The 15085-nt window shown below is 44.6% G+C and carries 11 protein-coding genes; 8 read left to right on the forward strand and 3 right to left on the reverse strand.

Going from position 1 to position 15085, the window contains the following annotated elements; all coding sequences use genetic code 11:
* From ST37_RS18735 to ST37_RS18745, 3 genes are all read left to right on the forward strand, one after another.
* On the forward strand, positions 1 to 1716 hold the full coding sequence (locus tag ST37_RS18735) for an acetolactate synthase 3 large subunit (RefSeq protein ID WP_143698256.1): 1716 nt from the start codon (positions 1 to 3) through the stop codon (positions 1714 to 1716).
* The gene (gene ilvN, locus ST37_RS18740) at positions 1716 to 2213 is read left to right on the forward strand and encodes an acetolactate synthase small subunit (protein WP_084889068.1); all 498 of its coding nucleotides are present in this window, start codon (positions 1716 to 1718) and stop codon (positions 2211 to 2213) included. The genes ST37_RS18735 and ilvN overlap by 1 nt, the downstream gene beginning before the upstream one ends.
* 84 nt (positions 2214 to 2297) lie before the next feature.
* Entirely contained in the window at positions 2298 to 4175 is a 1878-nt protein-coding gene (locus ST37_RS18745; RefSeq protein WP_084889069.1) for a sensor domain-containing diguanylate cyclase, read from the forward strand.
* Positions 4176 to 4305: 130 nt separating this feature from the next.
* Here the strand turns inward: ST37_RS18745 and pykF are convergent, their stop codons facing one another.
* Together pykF and ST37_RS18755 are read right to left on the reverse strand one after the other, a co-directional pair.
* Positions 4306 to 5718, reverse strand: a complete 1413-nt coding sequence (pykF, locus tag ST37_RS18750) for a pyruvate kinase PykF (protein WP_084889070.1) — start codon at positions 5716 to 5718, stop codon at positions 4306 to 4308.
* Between the two features lie 436 nt (positions 5719 to 6154).
* Positions 6155 to 6811: an HAD family phosphatase gene (locus ST37_RS18755; protein WP_084889071.1), complete on the reverse strand. Its 657-nt coding sequence runs from the start codon at positions 6809 to 6811 to the stop codon at positions 6155 to 6157.
* A gap of 435 nt (positions 6812 to 7246) precedes the next feature.
* On the opposite strand from ST37_RS18755, the gene ST37_RS18760 reads away from it, so the two are divergent.
* The 3 genes from ST37_RS18760 (at position 7247) to ST37_RS18770 (ending at position 10973) form a co-directional block, all read left to right on the forward strand.
* Positions 7247 to 9130: a PTS mannitol transporter subunit IICBA gene (locus tag ST37_RS18760; protein WP_084889072.1), complete on the forward strand. Its 1884-nt coding sequence runs from the start codon at positions 7247 to 7249 to the stop codon at positions 9128 to 9130.
* Positions 9131 to 9238: 108 nt separating this feature from the next.
* Positions 9239 to 10387, forward strand: a complete 1149-nt coding sequence (locus ST37_RS18765; RefSeq protein WP_084889073.1) for a mannitol-1-phosphate 5-dehydrogenase — start codon at positions 9239 to 9241, stop codon at positions 10385 to 10387.
* 52 nt (positions 10388 to 10439) lie between these two features.
* Complete coding sequence (locus tag ST37_RS18770) at positions 10440 to 10973, forward strand: MltR family transcriptional regulator (RefSeq protein WP_084889074.1); 534 nt, start codon at positions 10440 to 10442, stop codon at positions 10971 to 10973.
* A gap of 123 nt (positions 10974 to 11096) precedes the next feature.
* Here the strand turns inward: ST37_RS18770 and nagB are convergent, their stop codons facing one another.
* On the reverse strand, positions 11097 to 11897 hold the full coding sequence (gene nagB / locus ST37_RS18775) for a glucosamine-6-phosphate deaminase (RefSeq protein ID WP_084889075.1): 801 nt from the start codon (positions 11895 to 11897) through the stop codon (positions 11097 to 11099).
* Positions 11898 to 12239: 342 nt separating this feature from the next.
* On the opposite strand from nagB, the gene ST37_RS18780 reads away from it, so the two are divergent.
* Together ST37_RS18780 and glmS are read left to right on the forward strand one after the other, a co-directional pair.
* Positions 12240 to 13007, forward strand: a complete 768-nt coding sequence (locus ST37_RS18780) for a DeoR family transcriptional regulator (RefSeq protein WP_084889076.1) — start codon at positions 12240 to 12242, stop codon at positions 13005 to 13007.
* A 29-nt stretch (positions 13008 to 13036) separates the two neighbouring features.
* A complete protein-coding gene (gene glmS, locus ST37_RS18785) occupies positions 13037 to 14869 on the forward strand; it encodes a glutamine--fructose-6-phosphate transaminase (isomerizing) (RefSeq protein WP_084889077.1) in 1833 nt (610 codons plus the stop codon).
* Positions 14870 to 15085 lie beyond the last annotated feature (216 nt).

Genomic DNA, 15085 nt, shown 5'->3' on the forward strand with positions numbered 1-15085 from the left:
ATGCTATCTGGCGCACAAATGGTCGTTCAATCCCTCATCGAAGAAGGTGTCGAACAAATTTTTGGCTACCCTGGTGGCTCTGTTCTAGACATCTACGATGCACTTCATGCCAAAACCGATCACATTAAACATGTTTTAGTTCGACACGAGCAAGCGGCGACTCATATGGCCGATGGTTATGCTCGTTCGACAGGAAAGACAGGCGTGGTTTTAGTCTGTTCAGGGCCGGGTGCAACCAATACCATCACCGGTATTGCGACTGCGTATATGGATTCCATTCCAATGATCGTCATTTCTGGAAACGTCCCCAACAGTCTAATTGGTAACGATGCGTTCCAAGAGTGTGACATTGTTGGCGTTTCTCGCCCGGTGGTCAAACATAGTTTTTTGGTGAAAAAAGCCGAAGACATCGCTGAAACCGTCAAAAAAGCATTCTACATTGCCAATACTGGGCGACCAGGACCTGTGGTCATTGATTTACCCAAAGATATTTTAAACCCACTGATTAAGTTTCCTTATCAATACCCTAAAACGCTGAAAATGCGTTCGTACAACCCCACAACTTCGGGGCACAAAGGGCAAATTAAGAAAGCGCTTAAAGCTCTTTCTGAAGCTAAGAAGCCGGTTCTTTATGTGGGTGGTGGCGCGGTGATTTCCGATGCCAGTGAGCCGCTGATTAAGTTGGCAAATGCGCTTAACCTTCCGGTAGTGAGCACTTTAATGGGGCTAGGTGCATTTCCAGGAACGCACAAAAACTCGGTTGGTATGTTGGGAATGCACGGTACCTATGAAGCGAATATGACGATGCACAACGCAGACTTTATCTTTGGGGTTGGTGTGCGTTTTGATGACCGTACCACCAATAACCTAGAAAAATATTGTCCAAATGCCAAAGTGGCGCATATTGATATCGATCCTTCTTCAATTTCTAAAAACGTTCGCGTTGATCTACCCATTGTGGGCTCCGCGGATCAAGTTCTAACCACTATGGTAGAGCTGCTAGAAGAGCAATCCATCACTAATGATGACGATGCGATGAACACTTGGTGGGGAGAGATTCAAGCATGGCGCAATCGTCACTGCCTTGCCTACGAAACCTCAGAGGACAAAATCAAACCGCAACAAGTCATTGAAGCTCTGTATAAAGCAACCGATGGTAAAGCGTACGTGGCATCGGACGTTGGGCAGCATCAGATGTTTGCGGCTTTGTATTATCCGTTTGATAAGCCGCGCCAATGGATCAACAGTGGTGGGCTTGGCACCATGGGATTTGGGTTACCTGCGGGTATGGGGGTTAAATTTGCCCATCCTCAAGAAGAAGTGGTTGTCGTGACCGGGGATGGCAGTATTCAAATGAATATTCAAGAGCTCTCTACCGCACTGCAATACGGAATACCGGTGAAAATCATCAACCTGAATAACCGATTCCTTGGCATGGTGAAACAGTGGCAAGACATTATCTATCAAGGTAGACACTCCAACTCGTACATGAGTTCGGTACCAGATTTTGCAGCAATTGCGGAAGCTTACGGCCATGTTGGTATTCGTATTTCCTCTCCAAGCGATCTCGAAAGCGGTCTTAAACAAGCACTGGATATGAAGGACAGACTGGTGTTTGTTGATATTAATGTAGACGAGACAGAGCATGTTTATCCTATGCAGATTAAAGGCGAAGGTATGGACAAAATGTGGTTAAGCAAAACGGAGAGAACCTAATGAGACATATCATTTCTTTGTTAATGGAAAACCAACCCGGTGCATTGTCACGTGTTGTAGGGCTGTTCTCTCAACGTGGTTATAACATTGAGTCACTTACTGTTTCGCCAACGGATGATGAAACCTTATCTCGTCTAAACATCACGACTAAAAGCAATACGCTGCAACTAGAGCAGATTCAGAAGCAGCTGAACAAGTTAATTGATGTACTAAAAGTGCAAGAAGTCACCGAGATTGATCATATCGAACGCGAGTTAATGATGGTGAAAGTGAAAGCGTGCAAAGACGAACAACGCGCGGAAGTGAAGCGAACTGCCGATATATTTAGAGGGCAGATTGTCGATGTAACCGCGAAGCAATACACCGTGCAATTGACAGGGCCTAGCGATAAGTTAGATGCATTTTTAACGTCAATCGCAGAGAACACCGAGGTGATTGAGGTCGCAAGGAGTGGTGTCGTAGGCATTGCACGTGGAGAGCGGGCGCTAAAAGCGTAATCGTTGCTATTTTTTTGTCAGTGTGTGAATGCGCCTTTTGGTTATAATAGAGGCGCATTTTTTATACGAGTTTTAAAACTATTGATGACCAAGTTTATTCAAACCACTCAACTGTTGCGCTTTTCAGTACTGGCAGTGATGGTGCTTATTGCCATTGTAGTTGCTTCTTATTTTACTCGTATGGATACAAAAGAAGATGCTCTCATGCAACAATATATTGCCGAGGCACAGCATCAACTGGAATTTACAAGGCGCGAGTTTTCCAATGTAAGAATGCAGCTTGTGAGTTTGACCAAGGTTATAGCGTCCGACTATCGTGTGGCAGAGATGCTAGAGCGGCCGTCCAAAGATAATAAACAGCGGCTTGAAGAGGCCTGGTTTAGCGTTATCGAAAATCAGCATTGGTTTGACGAAATACGCCTAATTGACGAAAAAGGTCAAGAGTTAGTCGTTGCTATGTTGGATGAGAACTCGGGTACCATTAGCTTTGAATCGGCAGAACTGCTCAACAATTTTCTGGATGACCCCTCTTTTAAGGACTTTGCGCACTCGATTACCGATACCATAAGCACTTGGGGCATTAACATTGTCGATGAAGAACTTCTTGCTGAAGGTGCAAGAATGTACGTCTCTTTTCCGCTGTCCCTCGAAGGTGTTCGTGAAGGGTACATTGTAGTGACGTTTAACTTGTGGAGACTTGTATCGGCCCTAAATTACTCTCCACTTAATCACATTGAAGCAGAGGTTATCGATGAGCATGGATTCTTTTTTGCTTCAGAAGATACCAATGTTTTGTTCGGCGGCATTATACCTGACCACGCTCACCACAATGTAGCAAAGCTGTACCCAGATACTTGGAAGGCGATGCAAAACCAGTTAGAGGGTGTGTCGTATGCAGATAATACGACCATTGTTTATAAACGTCTGAACAACCTACCTAAAGACGAGATGATTATTGGGATCGTTCGAATTACTGATGATATCGTCGCAAGCAGTCTAAAGTATCAGCGTGAAGCCTTAATTTCCCAGTCTCTTACTTTTGTTTTAATTGGTGTGTTGATGCTGGTGCCAGGCGTCTATTTCTTAAGCCAGTATCAAATGAGGCTGCTCGATAGCACGTTGGCTAAAGCGGCTCTTGAAGGTATGTCAGCGGTGATAATTGCTGATGAGGAAGGGCGCATCGTCAAGGTAAACAATGAGTTCATCAATATGACAGGCTACTCACCGGGCAAAGTGATTGGCACAAAATACGAAAAATTGGTGGTCCCCTCAAGTGTGGAACAAGTTCTTGCTCAAAGAGAGTCGGCATTAAAAAAACACGGTGTGTGGCAAGGCGAATTAATGGCTGTGTGCGCCGATGGGAACTTAATACCTACTCAAGTGAGAGAGCAACGAGGGGTTATTGAGAAAAACTATCGTTTTAATATTGTTTCTCTCATCGATATTAGTTCTCAAAAAGCGCTAGAAGAAAAGCTGCTCTATCTTAGCGAGCATGATGGGCTCACGAATATTTGGAATCGTCGTAAGTTTGATAACGAACTTCATAAATACGCATCACTTAAAATGCGCTACCCAACTAAAGAACCTGCAGCGCTAGCGATCATCGATATTGATCACTTCAAAGCGATCAACGATCAGTTTGGGCACGACGTTGGCGACAATGTAATAAAGAAAGTGGCGAAGTATTTTGTCGACAATCTTAGAGTCACTGACTTTGTTGCCCGAGTCGGGGGAGAAGAGTTTGCGGTGATCATGCCTCATACTGATAAAACTGTGGCTGGTAACGTGTTAAATAGATTGCGCGAGCATCTGAGCCTTGAGGAAGAGGGGTTGCCAGCAGTGACCGTGAGTATTGGTGTTGCCGATATGACGGACAGCGCGGACCATTGCTATAAGAGTGCCGATAAGGCGTTGTATCTCGCAAAAGAGCAAGGGCGAAATCAGGTCAAACTGAGTGGCTAATTAGTGGGCTCGTGTTGGACTAGCCAAGAAATATTAAGCTACAACGGATTGCCAAAGCTGCTGAATATTAAGCAAAAAAAAAGACTTCGTAAGAAGTCTTTTTTTATTATCTAGCGTAATCGAGGTGCGATTATAGTACGTGTACTGACGCAGTGTTAGTTGTGCCTGACGCTACAAGAGCACCAGAAACCATTACTACGATGTCGCCTTTCTTACCAAAACCAGACTCAAGAGCGTACTCTTTACCGTTTTTGTAGAATTCGTCAGTGCTGTCGATAGAATCAACAAGTACAGGGCGAACACCTTTAGTTAGAACAAGCTGTGCAGCAGTCTTTGCGTTAGTTGTTAGTGCAACAATGCTTGCCGTTGGGAAGTACTTACGTACAGAGCGAGCAGATTTACCACCTTCAGTTGCAACAATGATAAGTGGTGCAGCCAGTTTTTCAGCCGTGTCTACAGCGCCTTTACATACTGCTTCAGTGATGCGCAGACGTGGACTATCTAGACGAGAGCCTAGCTCTGCTTTAAGAGCTGAGTCAGTGCGGTTTGCGATTTGAGCCATGATAGTTACCGCTTCAACAGGGTATTTACCTTTAGCTGTTTCGCCTGAAAGCATTACTGCATCAGTACCGTCCATGATTGCGTTTGCAACGTCACCCGCTTCTGCACGAGTTGGACGTGGGTTTTGAATCATAGAATCAAGCATTTGAGTTGCTGTGATAACCGTCTTACGTGCGCGGTTACATTTCTCGATCATCATTTTTTGAGCGAAGATAACTTCTTCTGCTGGGATTTCAACACCTAGGTCGCCACGAGCAACCATGATGCCGTCAGAAAGCTCAAGAATCTCGTCAAAGTTATCAACGCCTTCTTGGTTTTCGATTTTAGAAATGATGTGAATGTTGCTTCCGCCGTTAGCGTTTAGGATTTCACGGATTTCTTTAACGTCTGCTGCTTTACGGATGAAAGATGCAGCAACGAAGTCAACGCCTTGCTCACAACCAAATTTAAGGTCGTTCTTGTCTTTTTCAGAAAGAGCTGGAAGTTGAACAGAAACACCAGGAAGGTTTACACCTTTGTTTTCGCCTAGTGCGCCGTTGTTTAGAACTTTACATTTAACGTCAGTATCCGTTGTTGAGATAACTTCCATTTCAATTAGGCCATCATCAACTAGGATGGTGTTACCTGCAGAAAGGTCGTTTGCGAAACCAGCGTAAGTTACTGCCACAACGTCTTTATTACCAACAACAGAGATGTCAGTAGTAAATGTGAACTCTTGACCAGCCACTAGATCAACGTCGTTGCCGCCTTCTAGTTTAATAGTACGGATTTCAGGGCCTTTAGTATCGAGAAGAATAGCCAGTTGCTTACCAGCACCTTCCATTACTTTACGGAAGTTTTCGATACGAGTACCGTGTTCTGCATAGTCGCCGTGAGAAAAGTTAAGGCGCATTACGTTCATGCCAGCGTTAACAAGTTCAGTTAGCTTTTCTACAGATTCGGTTTTAGGGCCAATCGTACATACGATTTTGGTCTTTTTCATGGAAGTGCTTCTCCAGTATTTACAAAGTGATAAATTCAAATTTATGGGCTGTCCAAAACAGCATAGTTGAAGTTTTCAGTTGTGCTGAAAAATCCCATTTAGAGGTACCACGGGGCCTTCACTATGATGTCTTGGTGTATCGTAACCCTTTCAGTTTTTTGGTAATTAAATTACATAACGGTGACCTATTTCTGTCCACTATTTCAACATTACACGCAAGCATTTGCAATTTTTGACCAGATTACGGCGCTATTGTGTGATGTCTTTTGTAATTTAATTTCTTAGCGTGACGGATTCTAACACTTAAAACCGAGGATTACACGGTTTAAGAGTTGTCATAGAACAAGGTTTTGGTTCAAAATATTATTTTTCTTAATGAAATAAATCATCTGGTTAGCACGAAGCCATTCCGTGTGTAATTTTGATGAAGTGATACCTATTTAGGGGTAGCCGGAAACAGTGCAATGGCTTGTTCTAGAGAACTGAGTATTGCTGTTGCTTTCTCGCGAATTGCGCTGTTGGGTGTGGTGAGGTCCGGGACCATGACGCAATCACATTTAGCGGCGAGACCCGCACGCATGCCATTATTAGAATCCTCAAGTACCACACAGTGTTCTGCCTTTACGTTTAATCCCTGTATTGCACGGATATAGCATTCTGGATTGGGCTTACCTTTAACCACGTCATCGCCGGTTACGACCATGTTAAAGTCAGGTAGGTAGTGGTAACCCTTAAAATGGTGTTGAACTTGGCTTAAAGATGACGAAGTTACTAAGGCTAATTTTATTTGTTGGTTCAAAAGGTGATGAAAAAGCGCATCAAAACCACGTTTTACTTCGGTAGCGTTGTTTTTTTGAGCTACCATGAGTCCATCTCTATCTACAATAAACTTATCTAGGCTAAAGTCGGCGTTTAAAAAATATTCCTTAAGCATGCCTTCACACTCAACATCTTTCACACCAATGAAGTTGGAATAAAATTCGTCTTCAATATTGAGGCTCTGCAATTGAGCCGCTTTTTGCCAAGCACTTTTGATGTTTCGCTCAGTATCAAAGATCAAACCGTCCATATCAAATAGGGCAGCACGATACATCAGTACCTCCTTTATTTAGCGTTAATAGTTGTGTAATTAAATTACACTCCTGCCTGCTCAATCAGTTTTTGGGTGAATAACAGCCAGATATCGCTCAATAAGCACCCAATATTGGCGTTATTTTTAAGTGACTTTAATATTATGTGACGCTTGTCACGTTATATTTTTATCCGCTCGGCACCGAAATGAGACCTGGGTCACTTATGAATGATTCTCATTGTCATTAAAATTGGCGTGTAATTTTATGACGTTCATTTGTTGTGATGGCTATCAATGTTTTTATTTCTAGGTGTCTTTTTATATGTGATATGAGTCACAAGAAACCCAGCAACGTGCAAAATCTAATGCTTGTGTTAGATTTTTGGTAAATCGAAATCGCGAAAGATTGCGATTACCACAACTTATAACATAACAAAAAAGACAAGAGGTCGCCCTATGCTTTCTCCTGAAGCGAAGATCAAGGTACAAAACTTTGGTCGTTTTCTATCCAACATGGTAATGCCAAACATCGGAGCGTTCATCGCTTGGGGTTTCATTACTGCTTTATTCATTCCAACTGGCTGGTGGCCAAACGAAACACTCGCCGCCCTAGTTGGGCCAATGATTACCTATCTACTGCCACTACTAATCGGTTATACCGGTGGTAAAATTGTCGGCGGAGATCGCGGTGCGGTCGTCGGTGCAATTACCACAATGGGCGTTATCGTTGGTACTGACATTCCAATGTTCATGGGTGCGATGATCGCGGGCCCATTTGGCGGCTGGGCGATCAAGAAGTTTGATGCATCTGTCGATGGTAAGGTGAAGAGTGGTTTCGAGATGTTGGTCAACAACTTCTCTGCCGGTATTGTTGGTATGATTTGTGCCATCATTGCATTCTTCGTTGTAGGCCCCGCTGTTAAGATGCTATCTGGCGCATTGGCTGCTGGTGTAGACGTCATGGTGAATGCAGGTCTGCTTCCTTTAGCGTCCATTTTTGTTGAACCTGCAAAAATCCTCTTTCTAAATAACGCGATTAACCACGGTATCTTCACGCCGCTTGGTGTCCAACAATCTGAAGAGCTTGGTCGTTCAATCTTCTTCCTGATTGAAGCGAACCCAGGTCCTGGTCTAGGTCTATTGTTGGCATACATGGTGTTTGGCCGTGGTAGCGCTAAGCAATCGGCAGCGGGTGCTTCAATCATCCACTTCTTCGGTGGTATCCACGAGATTTACTTCCCATACGTACTAATGAACCCACGTCTTATCCTTGCTGTAATTGCAGGTGGTATGACTGGTGTATTCACACTGGTTGTATTTGATGCTGGTCTAATTTCTCCTGCTTCTCCAGGTTCAATCTTCGCAGTATTGTTGATGACACCTAAGTCAGCGTTCGTCGGTGTAATCCTGTCGGTCATTGCATCAGCGACTGTCTCTTTTGTTGTCGCGTCGCTGCTAATGAAAACTCAAGCGCAAACCGATGATGAAGATTCACTAGAGCAAGCTGCGAGTCAAATGAAAGACATGAAAGCTGGCTCTAAAGGTGCACCAGTTGCTGCAGATTTCAACATGAGCAACGTGAAGAAAATCATCGTTGCCTGTGATGCTGGTATGGGGTCAAGTGCAATGGGTGCAAGCTTACTGCGCAAGAAAGTAGAAGCTGCTGGTCTAGGCATTAGCGTGACAAACTTAGCCATTAACAATTTGCCTCAAGATGTTGATATTGTCGTGACACACCGTGACCTTACTGACAGAGCTCGCTCTGTGGTCGCAAGTGCTCACCACATATCACTCAGTAACTTCTTAGACGCTGCCGTCTATGACAATCTGGTGGCCGAGTTAGAGCAAGCACAGTCTCAAACTACTTCAGCCCCAAGCGCTGAAGGAAAAAAAAAACCAGCTGAAGACAAGCTAACATTAACAGAAGACAACATCTTCCTAGGACTACAGTCCAAAGATAAACAGCAAGCAATCCGCTTTGCGGGTGAAAAGCTGGCCGCGCTGGATTACGTATCGCCTGAGTACATCGACGGTATGTTTGCCCGAGAAGAAATGGTTTCGACCTATTTGGGTGAGTCCATCGCGGTGCCACACGGCACCATCGAGGCAAAACAATATGTTAAGACGACAGGCATCGTATTTTGCCAATACCCACAAGGTATTCAGTGGGGTGAGGATGAAGATGATGTCGCTAAGATGGTCATTGGTATTGCGGCGCAAGGCGATGAGCACAACATGGTGCTGATGGCGATTACAAATTCACTAGATGACGAAGAAGCGGTGACATTGCTTCAAACAACAACTAACCCACAAGATGTATTAAAAATTCTGAACGGTTAAGTTGAACTTGATTCGTCAACGCTCCTAAGTGAACGAGGCCAGCATTCCCCCTATATTGCTCTGGCCTCCTTTTTGTTTCTAAAACATTGAATATTGGTTAGGTAAATTATGAAAGCTCTACATTTTGGTGCCGGTAACATCGGTCGAGGTTTTATTGGAAAACTGCTCTCTGACGCAGGAATTGCAGTGACGTTTGCAGATGTAAATGAAACAGTGGTCAACGCGCTTATTGAGCGTAACCAGTACCCAGTAAAAGTAGTGGGTGAAGACAGTGTTGTTGAAGAAGTCAGTAACGTAACTGCCATCAGTTCACTGGATCCAAGTATTGCTGATTTAGTCGCTGACGTTGATATGGTCACAACGGCAGTAGGTCCAACAGTACTAAACATTATTGCTAAGACCATTGCCGATGGCATTGAGAAGCGGCTTGCTAACAACAACACAGTGCCACTTAATATCATTGCGTGTGAGAATATGGTGCGTGGCACAAGTCAGCTTAAAGAGACAGTATTTAGTCATTTAAGTGACCAAGCTAAAGCATTTTCAGACCTACATATTGGATTTGTTGATTCAGCTGTGGACCGTATTGTCCCTCCTGCAGAAGAAGGCGAAACCGATCCACTTGCAGTGACTGTAGAAACCTTTAGCGAGTGGATTGTTGATCAAACTCAGTTTAAGGGAGACATTCCAGACATTCCAGGAATGGAGTGTACTGACAACCTAATGGCCTTTGTAGAACGTAAGTTGTTCACTCTAAATACGGGTCACCTTATCACCGCTTATCTTGGTGTGTTGGCTGGACATGAAACGATCAAAGAGTCGATTGAAGACGATGCGATTCGAGCGGATGTGACCGCTGCTATGAATGAAAGTGGTGCAGTATTGATTAAACGTTATGGTTTTGATCCTGAAGCACACGCTGCTTACATTCAGAAAATTCTTGGCCGATTTGCCAACCCATACTTACGCGATGAAGTGGATCGTGTAGGGCGCCAACCTATTCGTAAACTCAGTCCGCAAGATCGTTTAGTTAAACCATTAAACGGAACATTGGAGTACGGATTACCCAATGAGTACCTACTAAAGGGTATTGCGGCAGCGTTCTTGTATACGAATGACGATGACCCACAAGCTGTAGAGTTACAAGCCATGTTTGCAGAAAAAGGCTTCGCACAAACACTTGCTCATTATTCAGAGCTGAAAGCGGACTCGGAAATTGTTACACTTGCCGAGCAAGCATATAATGCACTTAAATAATAACACCTATAGCGCTGCATAAGCGGCGCTATCAACCATCGTATTTGAACGAATGCCAATATCTCCTGAACATGAAACTGAATTACTCGAAGCACTGTCTGAATCACAGAATGCCAACGAGTGCCTGCTTAGTGCCTATGATGTGCTAGACGATACTGTGGATGCAGTATTGAAGTCTATTTTTCACAAGGATGACTATGCAGTGAAGTTCGTTGTTGAACCATTGCTCACCACGGATGGGCCTCTTGGAGACGTTTTGATCCGCTGCAAGTTGTTGTTGGGGTTCGGTGGAATCAGTAAGCAAACTTATGACGATATCGAGGTTTTTGTCACTTTAAAAGAGTGGGCTCGTCATGAGCCAAACGTGAGCTTTGTAGATCCCAATGTATTGTTTGAGCTTAATCGAGTGCAGGCAATTCATAGCGTCATGCCATTAGAGTTTTCTGATGCACTCATTGAAGGTTTGGATGAAAGCTCCAAACAGATGTTCTTGCAAAGACACTTTTTAAAAGTGCGCTCAACGATTGTATTGGCGGTAACGTCGTTGATGCATTCACTGTGTAAAGAGAACGCGCTGACCAGTTAGTCGATTAGATTCACTAGGCAGTAAACATCAAAAGGCGGTTCATGATTGAACCGCCTTTTCTATTCAGAAGCAATCTATGTAAAGTCGATCGAATGGCTGAGGGGAGCGATCAACTTACAGTGCTTAAAGATCCTGGATGTTTTCGGCTTCCAGTTCTTTAAAGTATTTAACCGTCTTCACCTTAAGCTCTTGCTGAGCCGCTTCGTCAGCGACAATAACGGCTTTATTGTGCATTTGAAGCGCTGTTACCGTCCACAAGTGGTTGACGCTGCCTTCAACAGCCATCTGCAGTGCTTGCGCTTTATTGTGACCAATGGACAGAATCATCACTTCTTCTGCATCAAGCAGTGTCGCAACACCAATGGTCAGTGCATATTTTGGCACTTGATTTAGATCGTTATCAAAAAAGCGTGAGTTTGCAATGCGCGTATCTTCGGTGAGGGTTTTGATACGAGTGCGAGAGGCCAATGACGAACCTGGCTCGTTAAACGCGATGTGGCCATCAATGCCCACACCACCCATAAATAGGTTAACGCGACCAAAAGAACGCATTTTTTCTTCGTACGCAGCACAATGCGCGTCGATATCTTCAGCTTGTCCGTCAAGTAGGTTGATGTTTTCTTCTTGCACATCAACGTGATTAAAGAAGTTGTTGTACATAAACGAACGGTACGACTCTGGGTGCTCTGGATCGATCCCTACATATTCATCCATGTTAAATGTCACCACGTGTTTAAAGCTCACGTCGCCTTTGTTGTACATTTCTATCAGGTATTTATACGTGGTTAATGGTGTGCCACCGGTTGGTAGGCCAAGGACAAAAGGTCGATCAGCAGTAGGTTGAAAATTGTTGATCGCTTCTACAATGTGGCGTGCTGCCCACTTTCCTACTTGCTGCGCATTTGCTACGGGAATCAGTCTCATAACTCTACCTATTCTTAAATGTTCTTAAAATGGAAGTAACTAAGTTATTTTGCATTGTAAATTAAGTGTGGTGATTATCCAAACAATAATGGTAGTCCCTACTAAGATTTCTACACTTTTGTGCGCTCTCTCGCATCGTCAGTACACTGTGGTTTCTAACCAGATTTCGAATTGAAACTTATTACTTAGACCTACTGCTTCCCGCAAGGGTTATCTAAAAAGGTATATATGCAATTACGCTTATGATTCCTAGTAAAAGTGTTACTTCTGAGACGAATTTACATTGGACAATAACCTTTCGGTGTGAAAGAATTGTGAAATAGAAACGAAACTTAGACGATCATGACGAAACGAAATACTCAAATTCGAAGAAACGCAATTGCGACTCTAGTTGCCCGAAAAGGTGATGTCAGTGTTGAAGAGTTAGCGATCAAGTTTGAAACTTCTGAAGTTACGATTCGAAAGGATCTTGCCATGCTAGAACGTGGTGGTCAGCTAGTTCGTCGATATGGTGGCGCCGTGGCCTTACCAACGGAAGCAATAAATCAAGAGTTGGACAGCTTAGTTTCTACGGTCAAATTGTCCCTAGCGGAAGCAGCGGCACAACTGATCAAAGATCACAACCGTATTGTTGTTGATTGCGGAAGTACAACCGGGGCTTTGATTCCCCACTTGGCAGCCTATAAAGGGCTTGTTGTGATGACAAACTCTCTCAATGTTGCGAATGCACTGAATGAACTAGAAAGTGAACCTACTTTGCTGATGACCGGCGGGACCTGGGATGCTCATTCTGATTCGTTTCAGGGGCAAGTCGCTGAAGCAACGTTAAGAGCCTATGATTTCGACCAGCTATTTATTGGTGCCGATGGGTTGGATTTAGACCGTGGTACAACGACGTTTAACGAATTAACCGGCCTCAGCCGCGTCATGTCCGACGTGTCTCGAGAGGTCATTGTCATGATTGAGTCCGAGAAAATTGGCCGACGTATGCCTAACTTGGAACTGGATTGGGACGCTATTGATGTCTTGGTTACTGACGAGCAACTCAGCCAAGAACAACAACAAACTATTGAATCTAATGCCGTGCGCGTCGTTCGCGCTGAAAAATAAGTGGCAAACTAACTTTTTGGAGTAAAAACATGTGTGGAATAGTAGGTGCAGTAGCACAACGTGATGTAGCAGAGATTTTAGTCGAAGGCTTACGCCGCCTAGAATACCGTGGCTACGACTCTGCCGGTGTTGCCGTCGTTGACGCTGAGTCGAATCTAACTCGGGTGCGTCGCCTTGGTAAAGTGCAAGAGCTTGCTGATGCGGTAAACGAAGCCAAAGTTGTGGGCGGTACTGGTATTGCACACACTCGCTGGGCAACCCATGGTGAGCCAAGTGAAGTCAACGCTCACCCACATATGTCTGGTGACATTGCTGTTGTGCACAATGGCATCATCGAAAACCATGAAGAGTTGCGTGAATTGCTGCAAAGCCGCGGTTACGTATTCACCTCTCAAACCGATACTGAAGTCATCGCTCACATGGTGGAGTGGGAGCTTCGCACCTCAGAAACATTGCTCGAAGCGCTGCAAAAAACCGCTAAGCAGCTTGATGGTGCTTACGGTACGGTAGCTGTTGATCGTCGTGACCCGTCACGCATTGTTGTTGCGCGCTCTGGTAGTCCGATTGTTATCGGCTTTGGCGTCGGTGAAAACTTCCTTGCTTCTGATCAGCTTGCGCTACTTAGCGTTACGCGCCGCTTCATGTACCTAGAAGAGGGTGATGTTGCCGAAGTGACTCGCCGTGATGTGACGGTGTTTAATGCACTGGGTGAAAGTGTTGAACGTGAAATCATTGAGTCGACGGTCGAGCACGATGCCGGCGATAAAGGCAAGTACCGCCACTTCATGCAAAAAGAGATCTTTGAACAACCCGCTGCACTTATTAGCACAATGGAAGGCCGCATCTCTGAAAAGTCTGTGATCACCAATGCTATTGGTGTTCGCGCTGAAGAGATTCTTAGTAAAGTAGAGCATGTACAAATCATCGCATGTGGTACGTCATACAACTCTGGTATGGCTGCTCGCTACTGGTTTGAGTCAATTGCGGGAGTGAGCTGTGATGTTGAGATCGCCTCTGAATTCCGTTACCGCGATTTTGTGGTACGTCCAAATAGCTTGCTAGTGACACTTTCTCAGTCGGGCGAAACCGCTGATACATTAGCTGCACTGCGTCTTGCTAAAGAAAAAGGCTACATGTCAGCAATGACCATTTGTAACGTTGCTGGCTCGTCATTGGTTCGCGAATCAGACTTTGCTTTCATGACACGCGCAGGCACCGAGATTGGTGTGGCTTCGACCAAAGCGTTCACCACTCAACTTGCTGCTATGCTGATGATGGTTGTCTCTATTGGCCGCCTTCAAGGTCGCGTTGATGAAAAACGTGAAGCTGAGATTGTGAAGTCACTGCATGAGCTACCTGCGCATATCGAATACGCGCTCTCTTATGACAAAGCTATTGAAGCTCTGGCACCGGACTTTGCGGATAAACACCATACGTTGTTCTTGGGTCGTGGTGAGTTTTACCCAATCGCAATGGAAGCATCACTTAAGCTAAAAGAAATTTCTTACATTCACGCTGAAGCTTACGCCGCTGGCGAGCTAAAGCACGGCCCACTGGCTCTGATTGATGCCGATATGCCTGTTGTAGTGGTTGCACCAAGTAACGAATTGCTTGAGAAACTAAAATCAAACGTTGAAGAAGTGCGTGCTCGTGGTGGTCAACTGTATGTGTTTGCAGACGAATCCGCTGGATTTGAAGAAGACGAAAACATGAAGATCATCAAGCTTCCACACGTTGATGAAGTCGTTGCTCCTATCTACTACACCGTGCCTATGCAGCTTTTGGCCTACCATGTTGCTCTTATTAAAGGTACTGACGTGGATCAGCCTCGTAACCTTGCGAAAGCGGTAACCGTGGAGTAATTAAACTGGGTGCTTACTATTGCTGAGTACATCGAACAGTAACATCTGACATCCCAATACAGTACGAGCTCTGCCAACTTAAAGGCAGAGCTCGTTTTTTTAACCTCAACTTTGCAAACTCACCACTTTCGATAGTGTTTCTGAGCAATACTATTAGCCACAAGTCATGCCGCTATTTCCAGACATTGGCGCAAAAAACCAACGATTTTGGCGTAG

The sequence above is a fragment of the Vibrio sp. qd031 genome (genome assembly GCF_002100145.1).
Taxonomy (GTDB): domain Bacteria; phylum Pseudomonadota; class Gammaproteobacteria; order Enterobacterales; family Vibrionaceae; genus Vibrio.

Coding starts and splice junctions, on each gene's coding strand:
- ST37_RS18735 (WP_143698256.1), top strand. CDS start 1: ATGCTATCTGGCGCACAAATGGTCGTTCAATCCCTCATCGAAGAAGGT.
- ilvN (WP_084889068.1), top strand. CDS start 1,716: ATGAGACATATCATTTCTTTGTTAATGGAAAACCAACCCGGTGCATTG.
- ST37_RS18745 (WP_084889069.1), top strand. CDS start 2,298: ATGACCAAGTTTATTCAAACCACTCAACTGTTGCGCTTTTCAGTACTG.
- pykF (WP_084889070.1), bottom strand. CDS start 5,718: ATGAAAAAGACCAAAATCGTATGTACGATTGGCCCTAAAACCGAATCT.
- ST37_RS18755 (WP_084889071.1), bottom strand. CDS start 6,811: ATGTATCGTGCTGCCCTATTTGATATGGACGGTTTGATCTTTGATACT.
- ST37_RS18760 (WP_084889072.1), top strand. CDS start 7,247: ATGCTTTCTCCTGAAGCGAAGATCAAGGTACAAAACTTTGGTCGTTTT.
- ST37_RS18765 (WP_084889073.1), top strand. CDS start 9,239: ATGAAAGCTCTACATTTTGGTGCCGGTAACATCGGTCGAGGTTTTATT.
- ST37_RS18770 (WP_084889074.1), top strand. CDS start 10,440: ATGCCAATATCTCCTGAACATGAAACTGAATTACTCGAAGCACTGTCT.
- nagB (WP_084889075.1), bottom strand. CDS start 11,897: ATGAGACTGATTCCCGTAGCAAATGCGCAGCAAGTAGGAAAGTGGGCA.
- ST37_RS18780 (WP_084889076.1), top strand. CDS start 12,240: ATGACGAAACGAAATACTCAAATTCGAAGAAACGCAATTGCGACTCTA.
- glmS (WP_084889077.1), top strand. CDS start 13,037: ATGTGTGGAATAGTAGGTGCAGTAGCACAACGTGATGTAGCAGAGATT.